Origin of the sequence: Aquimarina sp. I32.4 (assembly GCF_002924285.1) — a bacterium.
Classification (GTDB): Bacteria; Bacteroidota; Bacteroidia; order Flavobacteriales; family Flavobacteriaceae; genus Aquimarina.
Window position 1 is genome coordinate 36075 of the sequence record NZ_PGUB01000011.1, and the last position, 19079, is coordinate 55153.

The 19079-nt window shown below is 32.4% G+C and carries 20 protein-coding genes; 10 read left to right on the forward strand and 10 right to left on the reverse strand.

Annotated elements, in window-relative coordinates; genetic code table 11:
* Window positions 1-2: 2 nt before the first annotated feature.
* The 8 genes from CVD18_RS03950 to CVD18_RS03985 all read right to left on the reverse strand — a co-directional run bounded on the left by CVD18_RS03950 (window position 3) and on the right by CVD18_RS03985 (window position 6301).
* Window positions 3-494, reverse strand: a complete 492-nt coding sequence (locus CVD18_RS03950) for a hypothetical protein (RefSeq protein WP_146052699.1) — start codon at window positions 492-494, stop codon at window positions 3-5.
* Between the two features lie 132 nt (window positions 495-626).
* The gene (locus CVD18_RS03955) at window positions 627-1040 is read right to left on the reverse strand and encodes a hypothetical protein (RefSeq protein WP_103864148.1); all 414 of its coding nucleotides are present in this window, start codon (window positions 1038-1040) and stop codon (window positions 627-629) included.
* A gap of 118 nt (window positions 1041-1158) precedes the next feature.
* Window positions 1159-1581 (reverse strand): hypothetical protein, encoded by a 423-nt coding sequence (locus tag CVD18_RS03960; protein WP_103864149.1) that lies wholly within the window; start codon window positions 1579-1581, stop codon window positions 1159-1161.
* A gap of 142 nt (window positions 1582-1723) precedes the next feature.
* The gene (locus CVD18_RS03965; RefSeq protein WP_103864150.1) at window positions 1724-2575 is read right to left on the reverse strand and encodes a universal stress protein; all 852 of its coding nucleotides are present in this window, start codon (window positions 2573-2575) and stop codon (window positions 1724-1726) included.
* A gap of 72 nt (window positions 2576-2647) precedes the next feature.
* The gene (locus CVD18_RS03970; protein WP_103864151.1) at window positions 2648-3490 is read right to left on the reverse strand and encodes a universal stress protein; all 843 of its coding nucleotides are present in this window, start codon (window positions 3488-3490) and stop codon (window positions 2648-2650) included.
* Window positions 3491-3662: 172 nt separating this feature from the next.
* Window positions 3663-4517 carry a universal stress protein gene (locus CVD18_RS03975; RefSeq protein WP_103864152.1) on the reverse strand — a complete coding sequence of 285 codons (855 nt, stop codon included), beginning with the start codon at window positions 4515-4517 and terminating at the stop codon, window positions 3663-3665.
* A gap of 71 nt (window positions 4518-4588) precedes the next feature.
* Window positions 4589-5440 carry a universal stress protein gene (locus CVD18_RS03980; protein WP_103864153.1) on the reverse strand — a complete coding sequence of 284 codons (852 nt, stop codon included), beginning with the start codon at window positions 5438-5440 and terminating at the stop codon, window positions 4589-4591.
* 12 nt (window positions 5441-5452) lie between these two features.
* Complete coding sequence (locus CVD18_RS03985) at window positions 5453-6301, reverse strand: universal stress protein (RefSeq protein WP_103864154.1); 849 nt, start codon at window positions 6299-6301, stop codon at window positions 5453-5455.
* Between the two features lie 150 nt (window positions 6302-6451).
* On the opposite strand from CVD18_RS03985, the gene CVD18_RS03990 reads away from it, so the two are divergent.
* Window positions 6452-8842, forward strand: coding sequence for a heavy metal translocating P-type ATPase metal-binding domain-containing protein (locus CVD18_RS03990; RefSeq protein ID WP_103864155.1), 2391 nt, complete (start codon window positions 6452-6454; stop codon window positions 8840-8842).
* Window positions 8839-9441 carry a pyridoxamine 5'-phosphate oxidase gene (gene pdxH, locus CVD18_RS03995; RefSeq protein WP_103864156.1) on the forward strand — a complete coding sequence of 201 codons (603 nt, stop codon included), beginning with the start codon at window positions 8839-8841 and terminating at the stop codon, window positions 9439-9441. The genes CVD18_RS03990 and pdxH overlap by 4 nt, the downstream gene beginning before the upstream one ends.
* A 27-nt stretch (window positions 9442-9468) precedes the next feature.
* On the opposite strand, the gene CVD18_RS23470 is transcribed toward pdxH, so the two are convergent.
* Window positions 9469-9561 (reverse strand): DUF2892 domain-containing protein, encoded by a 93-nt coding sequence (locus CVD18_RS23470; RefSeq protein ID WP_158250388.1) that lies wholly within the window; start codon window positions 9559-9561, stop codon window positions 9469-9471.
* A gap of 338 nt (window positions 9562-9899) precedes the next feature.
* Here CVD18_RS23470 and ccoS point away from each other — a divergent pair, with 338 nt between their 5' ends.
* From ccoS to CVD18_RS04040, 8 genes are all read left to right on the forward strand, one after another.
* Complete coding sequence (ccoS, locus tag CVD18_RS04005; RefSeq protein ID WP_103864158.1) at window positions 9900-10094, forward strand: cbb3-type cytochrome oxidase assembly protein CcoS; 195 nt, start codon at window positions 9900-9902, stop codon at window positions 10092-10094.
* A gap of 1 nt (window position 10095) precedes the next feature.
* Entirely contained in the window at window positions 10096-12291 is a 2196-nt protein-coding gene (gene ccoN / locus CVD18_RS04010) for a cytochrome-c oxidase, cbb3-type subunit I (protein ID WP_103864159.1), read from the forward strand.
* A 119-nt stretch (window positions 12292-12410) separates the two neighbouring features.
* Window positions 12411-12596, forward strand: a complete 186-nt coding sequence (locus CVD18_RS04015; RefSeq protein ID WP_103864160.1) for a CcoQ/FixQ family Cbb3-type cytochrome c oxidase assembly chaperone — start codon at window positions 12411-12413, stop codon at window positions 12594-12596.
* Entirely contained in the window at window positions 12593-13549 is a 957-nt protein-coding gene (locus CVD18_RS04020) for a cbb3-type cytochrome c oxidase N-terminal domain-containing protein (RefSeq protein ID WP_103864161.1), read from the forward strand. The genes CVD18_RS04015 and CVD18_RS04020 overlap by 4 nt, the downstream gene beginning before the upstream one ends.
* Before the next feature lie 251 nt (window positions 13550-13800).
* Window positions 13801-15222, forward strand: coding sequence for a cytochrome c oxidase accessory protein CcoG (ccoG, locus tag CVD18_RS04025; RefSeq protein ID WP_103864162.1), 1422 nt, complete (start codon window positions 13801-13803; stop codon window positions 15220-15222).
* 73 nt (window positions 15223-15295) lie between these two features.
* Window positions 15296-15742: a FixH family protein gene (locus tag CVD18_RS04030; protein ID WP_103864163.1), complete on the forward strand. Its 447-nt coding sequence runs from the start codon at window positions 15296-15298 to the stop codon at window positions 15740-15742.
* A 1-nt stretch (window position 15743) separates the two neighbouring features.
* Window positions 15744-16445, forward strand: a complete 702-nt coding sequence (locus CVD18_RS04035) for a sulfite exporter TauE/SafE family protein (RefSeq protein ID WP_103864164.1) — start codon at window positions 15744-15746, stop codon at window positions 16443-16445.
* Window positions 16446-16797: 352 nt separating this feature from the next.
* Window positions 16798-17685: a sterol desaturase family protein gene (locus tag CVD18_RS04040; protein WP_103864165.1), complete on the forward strand. Its 888-nt coding sequence runs from the start codon at window positions 16798-16800 to the stop codon at window positions 17683-17685.
* On the opposite strand, the gene hemN is transcribed toward CVD18_RS04040, so the two are convergent.
* Window positions 17672-19036 carry an oxygen-independent coproporphyrinogen III oxidase gene (hemN, locus tag CVD18_RS04045; RefSeq protein WP_103864166.1) on the reverse strand — a complete coding sequence of 455 codons (1365 nt, stop codon included), beginning with the start codon at window positions 19034-19036 and terminating at the stop codon, window positions 17672-17674. The two genes, CVD18_RS04040 and hemN, sit on opposite strands and share 14 nt — an antisense overlap.
* Window positions 19037-19079: the final 43 nt, after the last annotated feature.

A 19079-nucleotide genomic window follows, 5' to 3' on the forward strand; every position in this document is an offset into this window, starting at 1 on the left:
AGTTACTTTATTATTTGTTTTAATCGTTCTACTACAATATTTGTATATTTTGGTGTTTTTTGTATGATAGATTCTCCAGATATTACATCTACATCCTTTAATGAAATATGACTGCTTCCTACTATAGAGAGGATGATGAGTTTATCTAATTTGTCTGGATGTTTATTTATAAAATTTCTCACATTGCGGGGTGGACTACCATACTCCCAAGAATTTATGATTATTAATGCGTCCCACTTATCTATATATACCGTAAACAAGGTATAAACATCTATTACCTTAAAATAAATACCATCTTTATAATTATGTTTTAAAATACCTTGGACCAATGAGTCTTTAAAACTACTGCCTTGTGAGGCGATTAATACTTTGGTTTTTGATCTACGATCATTAACCTCAAAAGGGATTACAGTATCCATAGCATATGTATACTCATGCCAAACCATAAAACCTATAAAAATTACAATAACAGAGATCAAAACTATTCTTATCATTCTTATCATCTGCTTATATCTTCTATTATTTTAGGGTTCTTAAAATTGGATATAGAGTATTGTAAAACTTTAAAAAAATTACCTAAAATTCATCAATAACTATTTTGGCAAACCTTAGGTTATTCTCTAATTTTACTTTTTGTTTTTTCTTAGAATACTTCCTGCATATTGAAATATCTCTGATTTTAATTTCTTGGAAATCTTATAAAAATTATCAAAGGATTTTTTTAATGATTCATGCTCTTTATAATAAAGAGTATCACAAGAAATAGTATCACACTCTAGCATACCCCCCAACTCACTCTCATGTTTTCTTATATTGGTATGTATATTCTCTAACTCATTCGCTATGAATATCATTTGTTCTTTAAAACTCTGTAACCTTTCAAAAAGATTGGGAGTTGTGGGTTCAAATACGTAAGAATTTAATAATTGATTGATAAAGTGTGCTTCATCTTTAATAAACTGAAGATTAGATTTCCACTCCAAAATATCTAGATGTATATCTTTTAATCCTTTTTCTGAAACAATAGTTGTTGTTGTCATTTTAATGGTTTTAAGATTCTACATAAAGTTACTGATATTCAGGTATTTAAAAAATGATAAATATCAGGTCTATTGCATTTTTCATTACATCTCTTTATATCCAGAAATACTAAAAGCTTTAAACAACACCTTTTTTGGACTCTTTGAAATATGATCGTATCAAAGCTTTGGTTTGATTCTCTGTCATACTATCTGCCTTAAGTACATCCCTTACCTTTATACTGATTTCTTTATAGTTATCATTAAGCTCTTTGTATAGCTTTTCTCCTGCTTCAGCTGGCCCGTATATAACGATATTGTCAGCATCTTTTATAAAAGGAATTATTTTTTTGAAATATACTTTGAATTGATGTTTCTCTCGCTCAAGAAACTTACTATCCTGCACAACATCTTGTGGACCTCCTTTAAGTCGTGTTCCAGACCCCCCATGTGCTCGAAAATTTTCAACCTCTGATACTACTGTAATCATATCATCGTTCTCCTGATTTACTGTTATGATATCTGCTTGTTCTTTATCTATCCAAATTCCTATATTTTTCATCTTCTTATGACTTTTTACAATTAAAATTGATGACTCTCTTTTTATAACAATTTATCACTCTTGCACAAACATGAGTTTACTTCATACATCAAATAATACAGCATCACACTTACCCAGTTATTAAAACTAAAAGCTTATTGAGCTAGTTTCTTAAATCATGTAATGCCAAAACAGGCACAGTAGAGTTATGGCCTAAGTCTTTGACCATTGGTCTAGAGAATATACTACCAAAAAAACTATGTTTTCTATTAAAAAAAGTAATCATATCGCTATCTCTACTTTCTACAAAACAACGCACACCTGATTTTACATCTATATTATGTAACGTATGGAAACTAATTTTTAATCCCTCAAAAGATTCTTCTAGCAGTTTCTTATTATTCTCCTGCTCCTCTGTCAATGAATCCCCATTAGAAATATACACCACACAAACTGTAGCATTACTTCTTTTTACTACTTCTATCAAACTTTGCAATTCTCTACGTTTGAAATTCATTTTGAAATCTGTAGGAAAAACAATTTCTTGAAGTGTATCATAGCTAGATTCACTAGGAATTGCCATAACAGGGCAACCTCTAGATTTCTCCATTACCAAAACTGTATTACTACCATAAATTACCTCTCTAGCATTAGTGGTACCTTTGGTTCCCATAATGATCATTTCTATATCTTGTTTTTCAACAATATCTTTGATCGCATCTAGTATATCATTAAACTGAGAGACCATATAAAATTTATGATTGGCATAATCATCTCTAAAACTTAATCTTTCTAAAATTTTACCCAGCCCTTGCTCTGATTTCTCTTTGGCTTCTTCATAAAACTTCTCTCCTGGTTCAGGAACTGCCATACTTTCTAGAGCATACCCTGTTACATTAAAAGTATTAAGTATATAAAAATCACATGATTCATTTTTATATAGTTCTAGAGCATATGTAATCGCATTCCATGCGTTTTTTGAAAAATCTGTAGGTAATAAAATCTTCTTTTTCATTACTTCTGTTTTATTTGATTAGTTTAATAAATATAAGCATATAGCACTGTACGAACTATGATAATTATCAACTTACTCTGGGATTACCAGAAAAGGTATAGAAAGGTGAAATCCTAATTTTTTGATAACTGGTTCGCGGGTAACACTTTCTATAAAACCGTGCTTGCGATGTGCCATACACAATATATCAATATTGGCTGTTTCAATAAACTCTGTAATGTGTGCTGTTTTTTGCTCCATACGAGGTATCCAATGAATGCAATAATTAAGGTCTCCTAAATTATCTTTAAGACCTTGAAGGTTGTGTTCTTGTGTATCATCCAGCTTCTCTTTTTCACTGATATGTAGAATTCTAATATTAGAAGAGCACATAGTAGCAATATCTGTAATTGGTCTTAATTCTTCTTTAGTAAAAGCAGTTTTAAAATCAGTTGCAAAAGCAATTTCTGACGGATTTTGATACTCTAACTCACTAGGTATAGCCAATACTGTGCAGTCTTTAATTTTTTTAATAACTTTTACCGTATTACTCCCCACAAGCACTTCTTTTGCTCCACTTGCTCCTTTGGTACCCATAACTACAAGATCTATATCCTTATTTTGTATAGTCTTGTTAATTGTTTCCAGTATTTTTTTGGATACCGAAAGTGACTCAAAAGTATGATTAAACTCTCGTGTTTCTCTAGTGATCGCATGCACTACTTCATCAAGTTTTTCTTGAGACTCATTACTTAATTTTTTATACAACTTATCCCCTTTTCCAGTATCTAATCTACTGGTAAATACAGGAGTCTGCACATCAAAAGTGTTTAAAATATAGAAGATACATTCTTCATCTTTAAACAATCGTGTAGCATAAAAAAGAGCGCTATACGCATTATTAGAAAAATCGGTAGGTACAAGTATTCTTTTCATCTGTTTTTATATTGTTTTTTAAAAATCAAATAGAATAAATCAATATCATTTTTGGTTGAATCCAACCTCTCTCTCAAAAGTCATTTTTATACTATTATCAATTATAGTTTATACCACAAATCTATCTTCTAAAAACTAAGATTACTATGACAAATCTCATGTCTTCATAATTTTATAGTTCTGTATCAGCAGGAATTACCAAAAATGGAATCATAGAATCAAATGTCATTTTTTTAATCACAGGTTCTTTTATTATTTTTTCTATAAAACTCTGTTCATATTTAATCATTACCAAAAGATCAATTTCTAATTCTTCTACAAATGCCTGAACTGCATTCTTTACACTAGAAAAATCTGATATAACATGAAAATCATATTTTACATGTTTAAAATACTCTTCCAAAGAATTAGAGTTGTAATTCTGTAAAGGGTCTAACCTGTTTTTATCATAAATATGAATCATTCTAATAGTCGATTGATGCTTTTTTGCAAAATCCAATATAGGATTCATCTCTGATCTATAATACATTCTCTCAAAATCTGTAGCAAAAGCTATTTCAGAAATCTTTTTGAAATACGAATCTTCTGGAATAATCAGAATCGGGCAATGTGATATTGTTTTAATTACATTTTGCGTATTGCTTCCTAAAAAAATTGACTTTGCGCCAGTGGCCCCTTTGGTTCCAATAATGATCATATCATATGGCGTTTGATCATAAAGTTCGTCTATATTTTGAGTCAACGACCCTCGACTACTTATCGTTTTAAAGGTATGTTCTCTACCTGGATTAGAATTCTTTATATCTTCTATAACCATCTCTAATCTCTGTTGAGATTCCTGTTTTACTGTATCATAAAGACGTCCTATTAATTGAGAACTTACAATCCCCACAAGTTGTACTGGTTCTAGATCATATGTGTTTAATAAATAAAACTCACAAGTATTTTTTCTGTATAATTCTATCGCATATAATATGGTATTCCATGCGTTATCAGAAAAATCTGTAGGAATCAAGATTCGTTTCATTTCTTTGTTTTTATCGTTTTATAACCATGTACCAGTACTCTAATAAGTAGCCTTCATTTATTTCGTGTTTATCACTTCATTCTCTCCTCTGATGGGATAACTAAAAACGGGATATTAGTATGATAAGCTATTTGATTAATTACAGGTTTGAACAGTAAATTCTCAAAAAAAGAATGTTTGTTATGAATCATAATCAATAAATTGATTTTATATTTTTTCTGAAAATCTTCTACTGCCTCCAACACATCCATACCTTCAGCAATATGAAAAAGGCGTACATTATCTTTAAAATACTCATCAAGACTTTCTTTGGTTTTCTGGCGATCATTGTCTAATGATACTCCAGAATAAGCATTCAAGATGTTAAGTCTACATTTATGCTTATCAGAAATTTCTTTTACCAATGGTAAATATTTATTCTCTATACTCAAGTTATAATCTGTAGGAAACAAAACATCTGTAGGTTTCTCAAATTCAAAACCAGAAGGCACAGCAATGACAGGACAATTTACTTTTTTTATAGTATACATTGTATGCGTACCAATAAAAACCTCTTTGGCTCCTGTTGCCCCTTTGGTTCCCATAACAATGAGGTCAATATCATGTTCCAAAATAGTTTCTTTGATTTCGCCAATAAGGGTATTAAAAGTAGACAATCTAACAAAATGATGTTTAGGATTATCAAATTCCTTTTTGATTCTTTCTTCTATTCGTTCTACTTCTCGTTTTGAATTAATCATTGCAATATCCTCCATACCATAAGGCGCTGGATTCTCTATAAGATACCCTGTATGATATGACACTGGGGTAAATGTATTGAGTAGATAAAAAGTAGCTTCTTCTTCTCTAAATAAATTTAATGCATATCTGATTGCATTGTATGCATTATCAGAAAAATCTGTAGGTAATAAAATTCGTTTCATAATTTTACTATTTTAATATCGTTGTAAATTTTGCATTGCTAAAAAAGGAATCTTGATATGCAACCCTATCTTGTCGATGGTAGATTGTTGCAACATGCATTCTAAGTAAGAATGTCTAGAATTTACCATCACTAAAAAATCTATTGTATGATTTTTTACAAAACGGTTTATCGCAGTTGTTAGGTCTTCTGCTCCTTCTTGATGAAATAACAGTTCAGCATTGGGCAATGAGGCTTCTAGGAAATCTTTATTATCTTCTTGCCTAATAGAAAGCGTATCGTAATTTGAAACATGAAGAAAATTAATCCCAGACCTAAAACTCTTGGTCAATGTACTCAATAGTTTCAGTTCTCTTCTTTTGAATGGGAGCAAGTAATTTGTAGGAAACAGTACATTCTTTGGCGGACTATAACTACAATCACTCGGGATTGCCAATAATGGACATTTCACATATTTTAATACCTGTAAAGTATTACTACCAAAAGTAAGTTTTCTATCATCTGTCTTGCCTCTGGTACCCATAATAAGTATATCGATACTCTCTCTATCTACGAGATCATTAGCCTCATCAATGAGGCTTCCAAATAAAGATAAGGTTCTATACTCATGTCGAGGATTTGGCGAAATTTCTTTTATGGTAGAAAGCACGCTTTCTAATGCTTCTTCTGAGTTTTTATGTACAATCTCCTTTAATTCATTAAAGTCATCACGAGAGACCAAATTAGTATGATCATATACCTCATCTGCATAGGCATGTATAATATAAAAATCAGAACGCTCATATTTAAAAAGCTCAACAGCATATTGTAAAGCATTCATTGCATTTTTTGAAAAATCTACAGGAACCAATATTTTTCTCATTATTCTGTTTTTTTTATATTGTTGAACTCAAAACTAGAGAATCATAAGGGTAGAAACTATGATTTTTATCAGCTGAGGAATAAAGAATAACGTGATATTTATCATAGTATAGCTGACTTTACTTCATCAATTTTGCAGCAAATAAATTCTATGTCCGAACATATTTGTTTTCACTGTGGAAATGACTGTGATACCACCGTAATCAAATTCGATCAAAAAGCATTCTGCTGTAATGGATGCAAAACTGTTTATGAGATTTTTTCAACAAATGACCTATCATGTTATTATGATCTACAATCTTCTCCTGGTGCAATTCCAGAAGAAATTCAAGGCAAGTACGATTACCTAGATACCACTGTTATTGCAGAAAAATTAATCGAATTTAATGACGGAAATACTCAAATAATCACATTATACATTCCTCACATGCATTGTAGTTCATGTATATGGATATTAGAAAACCTACATAAATTAAAATCTGCCATTACGGTTTCTCATGTGAATTTTCCTAAAAAAACTGTTCGTGTCACCTATAAAAGTGATCTGATTTCTCTCAAGGAATTAGTCATTTTATTAAACTCTATTGGCTACGAACCTTATATAAGTCTTGATGATTATACTGCTGGTAAAAAACAAGTAAATCGAAGCTTAATATACAAACTTGGTATTGCTGGATTTGCTTTTGGAAACGTGATGTTCTTATCCTTTCCTGAATATTTTGAAGTATCAGAGTACTGGCTTGAGCAATACAAACATCTTTTTCGCTGGTTGATGTTTACTTTTTCATTACCTGTTGTTTTTTATGCTTCTCAAGACTATTTTATATCGGCATACAAAGGATTACGCTCCAAAATATTAAACATAGATGTTCCTATTGCCTTAGGAATTCTTGTTCTTTTCTTGAGAAGTACCGCAGAAATCATTTTTGATTGGGGAACAGGTTTTTTTGATAGCCTGACTGGACTTGTATTTTTTCTTCTCTTAGGGAAATTTTTTCAACAAAAAACCTATTCGTTTTTATCCTTTGAACGAGATTACAAATCTTATTTCCCTATTGCAGTAACAAAAATTTCTTCTGTAAAAGAACGAAAAGAAGAAAACATACAAGTATACGATATCAAAAAAGGAGATCGATTATTGATCAGAAACGGTGAACTGATCCCCGTAGATGCTATTCTCATAGATGGTAATGCACAAATTGACTATAGTTTTGTAACTGGCGAAAGCGAATCCGTATCAAAACAATCTGGTGATACTCTTTTTGCTGGTGGAAGACAACTATATGGTGCTATAGAGATCGAAGTATTAAAGTCTGTAGAACAAAGTTACCTCACGCAACTATGGAGTAATGATGTATTTAACAGAGATAAATCAGCTTCGTTTACCAATCTTACTGATACAATTAGCAAATATTTTACCATAACCATTCTATGTATTGCGGTACTTGCTACTTCTTTTTGGATTGTGGTAGATTCTTCAAAAGCAGCACAGGTATTTACTGCCGTACTTATTATTGCATGTCCTTGCGCACTAGCATTGGCAAGACCATTTGCTTTAGGTAATATTTTACGCTTTTTTGGAAAAAGTAAATTTTATCTCAAAAATGCAGACGTTATTGAGCAATTAGCTATGGCAGATACCATGATTTTTGATAAAACAGGAACTATCACCACCACGATCACCAGTAATGTAACTTATGAAGGAATGGAACTAACACCCGAAGAGGAATCGTTACTCAAAAACACATTACGTGCATCAAATCATCCTCTGAGCAGAACTTTGTATGATACACTGGCGGCACATGATATTATGACCCTAGATGAATACCATGAGCATATAGGAAAAGGAATCGAAGGGAAGAAACAACAACAAAGCATTAAAATAGGTTCTGCTAATTTTGTAGGAAACACTACCTCCTCTGAAATTACCAACACCTCTGTTTATATTAGCACCAATCAGGAATACAAAGGTCGATATGTATTTCACAATCAATATAGAAAAGGGGTTAACAAAGTATTTAATCGATTATTTAAAACTCATAGGCTTGCCATTCTATCGGGCGATAATGAAGGTGAAAAAGAGTATCTAAAGCAGGTATTACCAAAAAACACGTCTTTGCTCTTTGATCAAAAACCCGATGATAAACTCAATTACATTAGATCTATACAACAAAAAGATCAAAAAGTAATCATGGTTGGTGATGGGCTTAATGACGCCGGAGCACTGGCTCAAAGTGATGTTGGCATTGCCATATCAGAGAATGTAAATGTTTTTTCTCCTGCATGTGACGCTATTTTAGATGCCTCAAAATTTGATGCTATCCCTGCTTATCTCAAGATGTCAAAAAAAGCCATTACAATTATCAAATCAAGCTTCGTCGTATCCTTTTTATACAATCTTATCGGATTATACTTTGCTGTAACTGGTCAATTATCTCCAGTAATAGCAGCTATCTTAATGCCATTAAGCTCTATATCTATAGTTGCCTATGTTACTATACTTACCAATTGGTCTGCGAGAAAACTAATTCCAAAAGAATGATGAACTCGAATGATGATCATAATCCAATCCAGCATTTTCAACAATGGTTTCATGAAGTAGATAATGCATATCCAGAAGAAGAGACCAATGCTATGACATTATCAACTATTGGCAAAGATGGTTTCCCTAAAAGTAGAATTGTATTACTAAAACGTTTTACCTGGGAAGGCTTTATTTTTTTCACAAATTATACCAGCGAAAAAGGGAGAGCAATTGCAAAAAACAATAAAGTATCCATTACTTTCAATTGGAAAACATCAAAACGAGAAGTCTTTATCACTGGTAAAGCAGAAAAAATTGCAAAAAACCTCTCTGAAGGATATTTTGACTCTCGTCCAGAAGGTAGTAAACTAAGTAGTTGGGCTTCTGACCAAAGTAATGTAATTTCTTCTAGAAGAGTACTAGATGAAAATCTACATCATTACGAAACTAAGTTTCGAGCTCAGACCATTCCAAAACCTGAATATTGGGGTGGATACATCATTAAACCTTATAAAATTGAATTCATAGAACATGAACCTATAACAGGGTTCAAACGCATCACATCCTATACACTTACCTCTAATTATAACTGGCTCAAAAATATACGATTTTGCTAGAGATTAGCTCTTTCTTTAGGCTATCCCCTATATACGGCATGTTTTTATTCCTAAAAATCGATATATAGGACACCAACCCATAAAACCAGTAAGTATCAAAACACCTGAAATAGACAACAAAACAATCCCTAAAGTATCAGAGATCTAATTATTATAAACAAATAAGCTAATACAATTCCTATAATAATTGAAACTGCTCCATCTATTTTTGCATAGTTTTTTTACAAAGCCCGCTTTTTATTTTGAATATTTTAAAACAAAAACACCAGATTAATATTTTTTGAAATTTTGATTCTTTCTTATATAGAACCATTCTACATATTGTAGGATAATTCTCTACTAATCGCTGATATCTATGTTTTTATACAAAATTCTTAAGGAAATACAAATTAAAAGCTGATAAATATCATTTTTTTAGAGCATCATCAAACCTACTTTTGACTCATAATAAAAAAAGTATGGGTGTAATTTATATCCTATTAACGATTAGTATCGTTGTTGCCGTTGTTTTTTTTGTAAGTTTCATCATGTCCGTCAGAAATGGCCAATATGACGATGTATATACGCCTTCAATTCGAATGCTTTTTGATGATGAACTTATAAAAGAAAGCAAAGAAAAATCTTCGGAATCCGTTAAAACTAAACAATCTTAATATGGAAATGGAACAATTCTATTACGATAATAAAATCGTAAAAAAATTCTTGTATGCGACTCTCTTCTGGGGTATTGTCGGAATGTCTGTAGGTCTATTACTGGCATTCATGTTTTTATTCCCTAATCTTACAGATGGGATCTCTTGGCTAAGTTTTGGGCGATTGCGTCCACTACATACCAATGCTGTTATTTTTGCATTTGTGGGTAACGCCATCTTTGCAGGGGTTTACTACTCTACACAGCGGTTATTAAAAACCCGCATGTTTAATGACACACTGAGTAATCTTAACTTTTGGGCATGGCAATTGATTATTGTAGGAGCTGCGATTTCGCTTCCATTGGGATACACTACATCAAAAGAATATGCTGAACTCGAATGGCCTTTTGATATTGCCATAGCTATTGTATGGGTTGCTTTTGGATGGAACCTCATTGGAACCATTTTAAAAAGAAGACAACGCCATATGTATGTTGCCATTTGGTTTTATTTGGCAACTTTTGTTACTGTAGCTGTTCTTCATATTTTTAATAGTTTAGAATTACCTGTGAGTGCTTTAAAAAGTTATTCTGTATACGCAGGAGTACAAGACGCTTTGGTACAATGGTGGTATGGGCATAATGCGGTGGCATTTTTTCTTACTACTCCCTTTCTTGGGCTTATGTATTATTTTATTCCCAAAGCGGCAAATAGACCTGTATATTCATACCGATTATCTATTGTACATTTCTGGTCTTTGATCTTTATATATATCTGGGCAGGACCTCATCACTTGTTATACTCAACCTTGCCAGATTGGGCACAGAATCTTGGGGTAGCTTTCTCTATAATGCTTATTGCCCCGTCATGGGGAGGTATGATCAACGGTCTTTTGACATTAAGAGGTGCTTGGGATAAAGTACGTACTGATCCTGTTCTAAAATTTATGGTAGTAGCCATTACAGGATATGGTATGGCAACTTTTGAAGGACCTATGTTATCACTAAAAAATGTAAATGCTATTGCACATTTTAGCGACTGGATTATTGCCCATGTTCACGTAGGAGCATTGGCTTGGAACGGGTTTCTAACCTTTGGGATGGCATACTGGTTAATTCCTAGACTATTTAAGACTAAATTATGGTCAACAGGACTAGCCAATGTTCATTTCTGGATAGGTACATTAGGTATCATCATGTATGCCTTACCAATGTATGTTGCTGGATTTGTACAAGCATCTATGTGGAAACAATTTAATCCTGACGGAACACTTACTTATGGTAACTTTCTAGAAACTGTAAACGAAATTATCCCAATGTACTGGATGCGTGCTATTGGTGGTAGTATGTTTATTTTTGGAATGTTTATCATGGTATATAACGTTATCAAAACTATAAAAAATGGTAGTGCTGTTACAGATGAACTTGCAGAAGCTGCTCCTCTTACCAAAGTAACAAAATACAGAACATCAAAAGAGGGATATCACACATGGTTAGAAAGAAGACCTGTAAAACTTACCATCTTTGCTACTATTGCTATTTTGATTGGAGGTATTGTACAGATAGTACCTACATTAATGGTAGAATCCAATATCCCAACAATAACTAGTGTAAAACCATATACTCCTCTTGAACTAGAAGGACGAGATATTTATATCAGAGAGAGTTGTGTCTCTTGTCACTCCCAAATGATCAGACCTTTCCGTAGTGAAGTAGAACGATATGGTGAATACTCAAAAGCAGGAGAATATGTCTATGATCATCCTTTTTTATGGGGAAGTAAACGTACAGGACCAGATTTAATGAGAATTGGAGGAAAATATTCTGATAACTGGCATCTTAATCATTTTTATGACCCACAAACAACCTCATCGGGATCTATTATGCCAAGTTACAAATGGTTGATCAAAGATAAATTGGATCGTTCTCTAACAGAAGATAAGATGGAAGCTATGGTAACTCTTGGTGTACCATATACAACAGAGGAAATAGCCAGAGCACAAAAATGGATGGATGAACAAGCAACTGGGATTGAAAAAAACCTGTATAGTGACCCTGATTTTGCAAAAACCTATGAAGCTGATAAAAAGTATGCAAAAGAAAATGGATTAGAATTTATAGAAATGAGAGATAGAGAAGTTGTAGCTCTTATTGCATATATACAGCGATTAGGAACCGATATTAAAGTGGTTACCAAAAAAACTGTAAGTTCAAAATAACCTAAAAATAACAACTGAAACTCATAAAACCTGATTTTTAAAAATGAAGTGGTTTTCTATAAATCACACAACATTTTATTAAATCTTAAAAAAAGTTTCATTAATAAAGAATATACATCATGCTAAAATTTGTAAAAGGCCATATGGAAAGTATTGAAGGTATTGAGGTTTATCCAATGATTTCACTTCTTATCTTTTTTATATTCTTTTCTGTGCTATTCTGGTGGGTTTTCACCGCAAAAAAAGAACATATAAAAGAAGTTAGTCAACTCCCATTAGAAACCGAAAACGAAACCACGTTATGAGAAGTACCGCATCCTATTTAAGAGTTATCACTTTTCTATTCATAGCGTATTTATTAATAGAATTCACTATCGAATCAGGAGAAGAATCTGCATTCATGGTAGAGCCATTATCATGGTTGATTATGGGCATGGTTCTATTATTTGTTGTTGCTATAGAAATTAGTTTAGAAGCATTGCGAAGTATCTTGTTTCGATCCTTGAAACCAGATGCTCAAGAACGATATCTCCAAGCAGAAAGAATTAAAAAAGAACAACAATTCAAATGGATTAAAAACATGTACCTAAAACTCCTTGACAGTAAACCTGTGGAGGAGGAAGGTGAAATTGTTCTTGATCATGATTACGATGGAATCAAAGAACTTGATAATAATCTTCCGCCATGGTGGGTATATAGCTTTTATGCAACTATCATATTTGGAGTCATCTATTTAGTCCGTTTTCATGTTCTAAATGATTATACACAGGTAGAAGAATATGAAACAGAAGTTGCCGAAGCTAAAATTGCGATCGAAAAATACAAAAAAACAGCTAAAGATTTGGTTGATATAAATACGGTTACATTGCTTACTGATGCGGCTGATATAAAAGCTGGTAAAGCAGTTTTTACAGCTAACTGTGTTGCTTGTCACAAAGCAGACGGTGGTGGAGGTATTGGCCCTAATCTTACTGATGAATTTTGGATTCTTGGAGGTGGTATCAAAAATGTATTCAAAACTGTATCAGAGGGAGGACGAGATGGAAAAGGAATGGTTGCTTGGAAACAAACACTTAAGCCTCTTGAAATGGCACAGGTGTCAAGTTACATCATTACATTGGGCGTTACTGCTCCTGCCGAACCCAAAGAAGCACAAGGAGATTTATGGGTTGACCCTGATGCTCCTAAAAAAGAAATCCCCACAGAGGAAGAAAACATAGAAATCGTTTCGGATTCAACCTCAGTAGCGAGTAAATAACATAAAATAACAAGGTGGTCTGAAAAATCATAAATGAACACTAAATAACCAATACTGGGCTTGTCAGAAACTTATAATAGTTCCATAATAAAAATTCTGATAAGCTCAGTTACCATCACTTTTGATTTTCAGACTACTTTTTTTTAAAAAAACAAAGAAGTTTTTAGCTCTAATACAATGAGATTATAACCTTTTTATAAGGACAAAGAAATCACCACGCAGTTCAGAATAACATTGTAATATATATAAAATTGGAAACACCAGTAAACGAAAAATTTAGAGATTCTATTGCTACCATAAATAAAGAAGGAGGTCGTGCATGGGTTTTTCCTAAAAAACCTAGTGGTCGGTTTTATGCTTACCGCAAATGGGTTAGTTACGGGTTACTAATATTCCTACTCTCTGCGCCTTTTATAAAAATAAAAGGAAATCAATTTCTACTCTTCAATGTTCTAGAAAGACGATTCAATATTTTTGGAGCTCCATTTTGGCCTCAGGATTTTCATTTATTCGTGATTTCAATGATCATTGGGATTGTCTTCATCACTTTGTTTACAGTTGCTTTTGGTCGAATTTTTTGTGGGTGGATATGTCCGCAGACTATTTTTATGGAAATGGTTTTTAGGAGAATTGAATATTGGATTGAAGGAGACCGAGGAAAACAAATACGTCTTGACAAACAATCTTGGAATGCTGAAAAAATAAAGAAACGTGTGCTAAAATCGGTTATCTTTTTTATTATCTCTTTCTTGATCGCTAATGTTTTTATGGCCTATTTAATTGGTAGTGATCAATTATTACAATATGTCATCGATGGCCCTTTTGAGCATCTAAGTACATTAATCTCTTTATTAATATTTACAGCTGTTTTCTATTTCATATTTGCATCGTTTCGAGAACAGGTATGTATTATTGCCTGTCCCTACGGTAGATTACAAGGGGTCTTACTGGATTCTCAATCTATTGTTGTTGCTTATGATTATAAACGAGGAGAAAAAGATGTAGGAAGAGCAAAGTTTAGAAAAAATGAAGATCGCCCTTCTAGCGGAAAAGGAGATTGTATCGATTGTTTTCAATGTGTACATGTATGCCCAACAGGGATCGACATTCGTAATGGCACACAACTAGAGTGTATCAATTGCACTGCTTGTATTGATGCTTGTGATCATATGATGGAAAAAGTAAATCTACCTAAAGGATTAATACGATATGCCAGTGAAGATAATATTGCTAAAAAAGCTAAATTTAAATTTACACCAAGGTTAAAAGGATACAGTAGCGTTCTGGTAATTCTTACTGGAGTATTACTAGGAATGTCTTTTTTGAGAAATGATGTTGAAGCAAATATTCTAAGGCTACCAGGACAGTTATATGAGAGAAAGGCTGATAATATTATTAGTAATGTATACACTTATAAGCTTGTTAACAAAACTACTGTTAAAATAGAAGATGTTCGTTTTAAACTCATTTCTCACACAGGGAAAATAGAATTGGTGACTCATAAAAATTTTATAGTCCCCAAACAAGGAATTGCAGAGGGAACGCTTTTTATAGAAATTAATGGTGCAGCGCTCAAAGGTGATAGTGACCGATTAAAAATTGGAGTCTATAGTAATGATAAATTGATCGAAACGACAACTACGGCATTTTTAGGCCCTAGAAGTTATCGATAAACGGCTATGCCATAAATAAAAATGGGTTTCAGCTCATGCTAAATCCTACAATAGAACCAAAAAAATTAAAAATATGAAAATAAACTGGGGAACATCTATCATATTAGCATTCATAGGATTCATCTCTTTTATCCTATACTTTGTTATAAAAATGAATATAAATCAAAATTATCAACATGATTTGGTAACAGAGGATTATTATAAAAAAGAGCTCGCTTTTCAGGATGAGATTAATGCCGAAGAAAACTCAAAAACTCTTACCAATGATATCACAATCAAAAAAAAGGATGAAGGATTAGTAATCTCTTTTCCAAAGGATAAAAATTATAATGATATCAAAGGGACTATATTCTTATACAGACCATCCAACAAAAAACTAGATATTAAAATCCCTATTTCTCTATCTAATTCAACATTTGTAATCAAAGATCAAGAGCTTTTAGACGGTAGATGGAATATTACTGTCGACTGGAAATATCAGGGAATTTCATACTTATTCAAAAAATCTATTACGTATTAAAATGTGGATATCGGCAATCATATTAGGCTTATTAGGTAGTTTTCACTGTGTGGGAATGTGCGGACCTATTGCTTTTATGTTACCCGTAAATAGATCCAATACAACGCAAAAGTTTTTCCAGATATTTTTATATCATTTTGGTCGATTATTAGCCTATAGCATCATTGGATTATTTTTTGGTATTCTAGGAAAAAGTCTGAACATTTTTGGAATGCAACAAAAATTATCGATTTTGGTTGGTGTTCTCATGATTCTTTTTGTTCTAACTCCATACCATATCTTATCAAAATATAATTTCTCTAAACCTATTTATGGCCTTATTACCAAGGTCAAAAATGCACTCGGAGCTGCATTGAAAAAGAAAAGTCCTGATACCTTTCTTTCTATTGGTTTTTTAAATGGTTTTTTACCTTGTGGCCTAATTTATATGGCAGTGTTTGGGGCTATCGCTTCTGGTCATATTCTAAAAAGCAGCTTATATATGTTTCTCTTCGGGATAGGCACGATACCCCTTATGACAATTACAATTTATGCAGGTAATTTCCTTACTCAAAAGACACGTAAACATATTCAAAAAGCTATTCCTTTGCTTATTATATTAATAGGACTTCTTTTTGTAATACGTGGTCTTGGATTAGGCATTCCTTATCTCTCTCCAAAACCTGCTGCAGAAATAGTTTCTGCTAATTTTGAATGTCATTAAATTATAGTAATACCAGTTGTACTTTGAATTTTCTGTAAAAGAAAATCAGTTATTTTTTGTTTATGCAAAGAAGAAAAAGTTAGCATAGCTATAGCTACGGTTAATTTTTATTCTGAAGCATAGGCGAAAAAGAGAATTTTATTGCGGTAAATTCAAAGTGTAAATGGTATAAATTTATCAACCACAATTATTTTTGAATACTGTAACTTATGTTACTGTAATCAATACTGAAAATCTGTAAATTTACACGTATAAAAAATGATACATACCCTACAGTTTTGTCAAAAATTGACTGTAATGTAACTCTGTTTTATCCGTCTTATTTATATATGATTATACAACTGTAATAGCCATGCAAAAATATCTTGATGCATTTATTGATTCTTTTATTGGTAACCTACAGTGGACGTGGAAATCAATAGTGTTTGAGGTTCCTTGGTATACCAATTATTTTTGGGGACTTATTGCTATTTCATTAATAGTATGGGCTCTAGAGATTATGTTTCCCTGGCGAAAAAATCAATCTATTTTCAGAAAAGATTTTTGGTTAGACGGCTTCTATATGTTTTTCAATTTTTTTCTTTTTGCTATTGCAATCAGTGGTTTTTACAAGTTACTCAGTTTATTTTTTGAAGATATTGGAGTCTCTGCAAACACCTTTACCTTAATTGATATCTCTAAGACATCTACATGGATACAACTTATTGTATTTTTTATTCTCCTTGATTTTGTACAATGGTTTACCCATATTTTATTGCATAGATATTCCTTTCTTTGGAAATTTCATGCAATACACCATTCTGTAAAAGAAATGGGATTTGCAGCACATCTACGGTATCATTGGATGGAAAACATACTATATAAACCTCTTAAAACTATTGGAGTGATGGTGCTAGGTGGTTTTGAACCTGAACAGGCTTATATTGTTCATTTTATAGCAATTACTATTGGACATCTTAATCATTCGAATATCAAAATTACCTGGGGGTCATTAAAATATATATTTAATAATCCTGTGATGCATTTATACCATCATTCTTATACACTACCTAAAGGAGTACATGGAGTAAATTTTGGGATCAGCTTAAGCATATGGGACTATCTCTTTAAAACTCATTATATCCCAGAAGATAGCGGTACTATTGAATTAGGGTTTCCTGGAGATGATAAAGTACCCAAAAAATTTATTGATCAGCTCTTTTATGGTTTCAGAAGCTCTAAAAAAACTAAATCGTCATAGAAAATAAGGTAGTTTCTGGCTTGCTTCGTTGTAACCTTAAATCAAAAGCCATACAGATATTACGAACAAAAGGTCTTCCTTTTTCTGTAACTTGTATTCCATTATCATCAATATGTAGCAATCCATCTACCTGAAGTTCTTCTAAATTCTGTAGTACTTCTGGCAATTCTTTAAAATATAAATCATCTCCTTGCCATTTGGTATAAAAATGACACATTAAACTTAAAATATGTTTACGTATGATTTGATCTTCTATACTCAAAATATGACCTCTATACACAGGTATAATCCCTTCATTAACCAAGTGTTGATATTCTGCCACTCCTTTTACATTTTGAGCAAATCCGTACCAACTATCACTAATAGAGGATACCCCTAAACCAATCATTGCATGTGTCTTTGAAGCTGTATACCCCATGAAATTACGATGTAACGCCTGATCTTGCATAGATTGATATAACGAGTCATTTTTAAGTGCAAAATGATCCATTCCTATCTCTACATATCCTACTTCTGACAATAATTTTTTTCCAATTTCATATTGTCTTCGTTTTTGCTTTGCTGTTGGCAAGTTTGATTCTTTGAATCCTCTTTGTCCATTTCCTTTTTGCCATGGCACATGAGCATAGCTATAAAATGCTAACCGATCTGGGAGTAATTCTTTTGTTTTCAAAATAGTATCCACTACCGCTTCTTCTGTTTGAAAAGGCAGTCCAAAAATAATATCATGACCTACTGAGGTATACCCTATTTCTCTGGCTATTTCTGTAACTTCTTTTACATTCTTAAAAGGTTGTATTCTACGAATTGCTTTTTGTACAGTTTCATCATAATCTTGCACTCCATAACTTACTCTTCTGAAACCCACATCATATAAAGCTTGTAAGTGTTCTCTAGTTGTATTGTTAGGGTGTCCTTCAAAACTAAATTCATAATCCTTTGCTTTCTCTACTCCCAGAAAAATTCCATTAATCAGATACTGTAAATTCTCTGGAGAAAAAAAAGTGGGAGTTCCCCCTCCTAGGTGTAATTCTTTTATTTTTGGTCGAGTCTCAAAAAGTTCTAGGTATAGCTGCCACTCTTTGAGCACTGAATTGATATAAGGGATTTCGACATTATGTCTTTTTGTAATCCTTTTATTACATCCACAAAATGTGCACATACTCTCACAAAATGGTAAATGAATGTATAAACTGATCCCTTCGGCATCGTTACTTTCTATAAAAGATCGTTGTAAAGAGGCAGCCCATTCTTTTAGTGAGAATGTATTAATATCCCAATAAGGAACGGTAGGGTAACTTGTATATCTAGGTCCTGGAATATTATATTTCTGAATTAGATTCGTACACATTTTTTTTATTTTTTAGAACTATTCTTGTTTGCAAGATTAGTTA

What these genes read in the sequence shown, in the direction of transcription:
- CVD18_RS04030 (WP_103864163.1), top strand. Translation starts at nt 15,296, where the DNA reads ATGAAAATAAACTGGGGAACATCTATCATATTAGCATTCATAGGATTC.
- CVD18_RS04035 (WP_103864164.1), top strand. Translation starts at nt 15,744, where the DNA reads ATGTGGATATCGGCAATCATATTAGGCTTATTAGGTAGTTTTCACTGT.
- CVD18_RS04015 (WP_103864160.1), top strand. Translation starts at nt 12,411, where the DNA reads ATGCTAAAATTTGTAAAAGGCCATATGGAAAGTATTGAAGGTATTGAG.
- CVD18_RS03970 (WP_103864151.1), bottom strand. Translation starts at nt 3,490, where the DNA reads ATGAAAAGAATACTTGTACCTACCGATTTTTCTAATAATGCGTATAGC.
- CVD18_RS03955 (WP_103864148.1), bottom strand. Translation starts at nt 1,040, where the DNA reads ATGACAACAACAACTATTGTTTCAGAAAAAGGATTAAAAGATATACAT.
- CVD18_RS03965 (WP_103864150.1), bottom strand. Translation starts at nt 2,575, where the DNA reads ATGAAAAAGAAGATTTTATTACCTACAGATTTTTCAAAAAACGCATGG.
- CVD18_RS03980 (WP_103864153.1), bottom strand. Translation starts at nt 5,440, where the DNA reads ATGAAACGAATTTTATTACCTACAGATTTTTCTGATAATGCATACAAT.
- CVD18_RS03985 (WP_103864154.1), bottom strand. Translation starts at nt 6,301, where the DNA reads ATGAGAAAAATATTGGTTCCTGTAGATTTTTCAAAAAATGCAATGAAT.
- CVD18_RS03950 (WP_146052699.1), bottom strand. Translation starts at nt 494, where the DNA reads ATGATAAGAATAGTTTTGATCTCTGTTATTGTAATTTTTATAGGTTTT.
- hemN (WP_103864166.1), bottom strand. Translation starts at nt 19,036, where the DNA reads ATGTGTACGAATCTAATTCAGAAATATAATATTCCAGGACCTAGATAT.
- CVD18_RS03975 (WP_103864152.1), bottom strand. Translation starts at nt 4,517, where the DNA reads ATGAAACGAATCTTGATTCCTACAGATTTTTCTGATAACGCATGGAAT.
- CVD18_RS04020 (WP_103864161.1), top strand. Translation starts at nt 12,593, where the DNA reads ATGAGAAGTACCGCATCCTATTTAAGAGTTATCACTTTTCTATTCATA.
- ccoN (WP_103864159.1), top strand. Translation starts at nt 10,096, where the DNA reads ATGGAAATGGAACAATTCTATTACGATAATAAAATCGTAAAAAAATTC.
- pdxH (WP_103864156.1), top strand. Translation starts at nt 8,839, where the DNA reads ATGATGAACTCGAATGATGATCATAATCCAATCCAGCATTTTCAACAA.
- ccoS (WP_103864158.1), top strand. Translation starts at nt 9,900, where the DNA reads ATGGGTGTAATTTATATCCTATTAACGATTAGTATCGTTGTTGCCGTT.
- CVD18_RS04040 (WP_103864165.1), top strand. Translation starts at nt 16,798, where the DNA reads ATGCAAAAATATCTTGATGCATTTATTGATTCTTTTATTGGTAACCTA.
- CVD18_RS03990 (WP_103864155.1), top strand. Translation starts at nt 6,452, where the DNA reads ATGTCCGAACATATTTGTTTTCACTGTGGAAATGACTGTGATACCACC.
- CVD18_RS03960 (WP_103864149.1), bottom strand. Translation starts at nt 1,581, where the DNA reads ATGAAAAATATAGGAATTTGGATAGATAAAGAACAAGCAGATATCATA.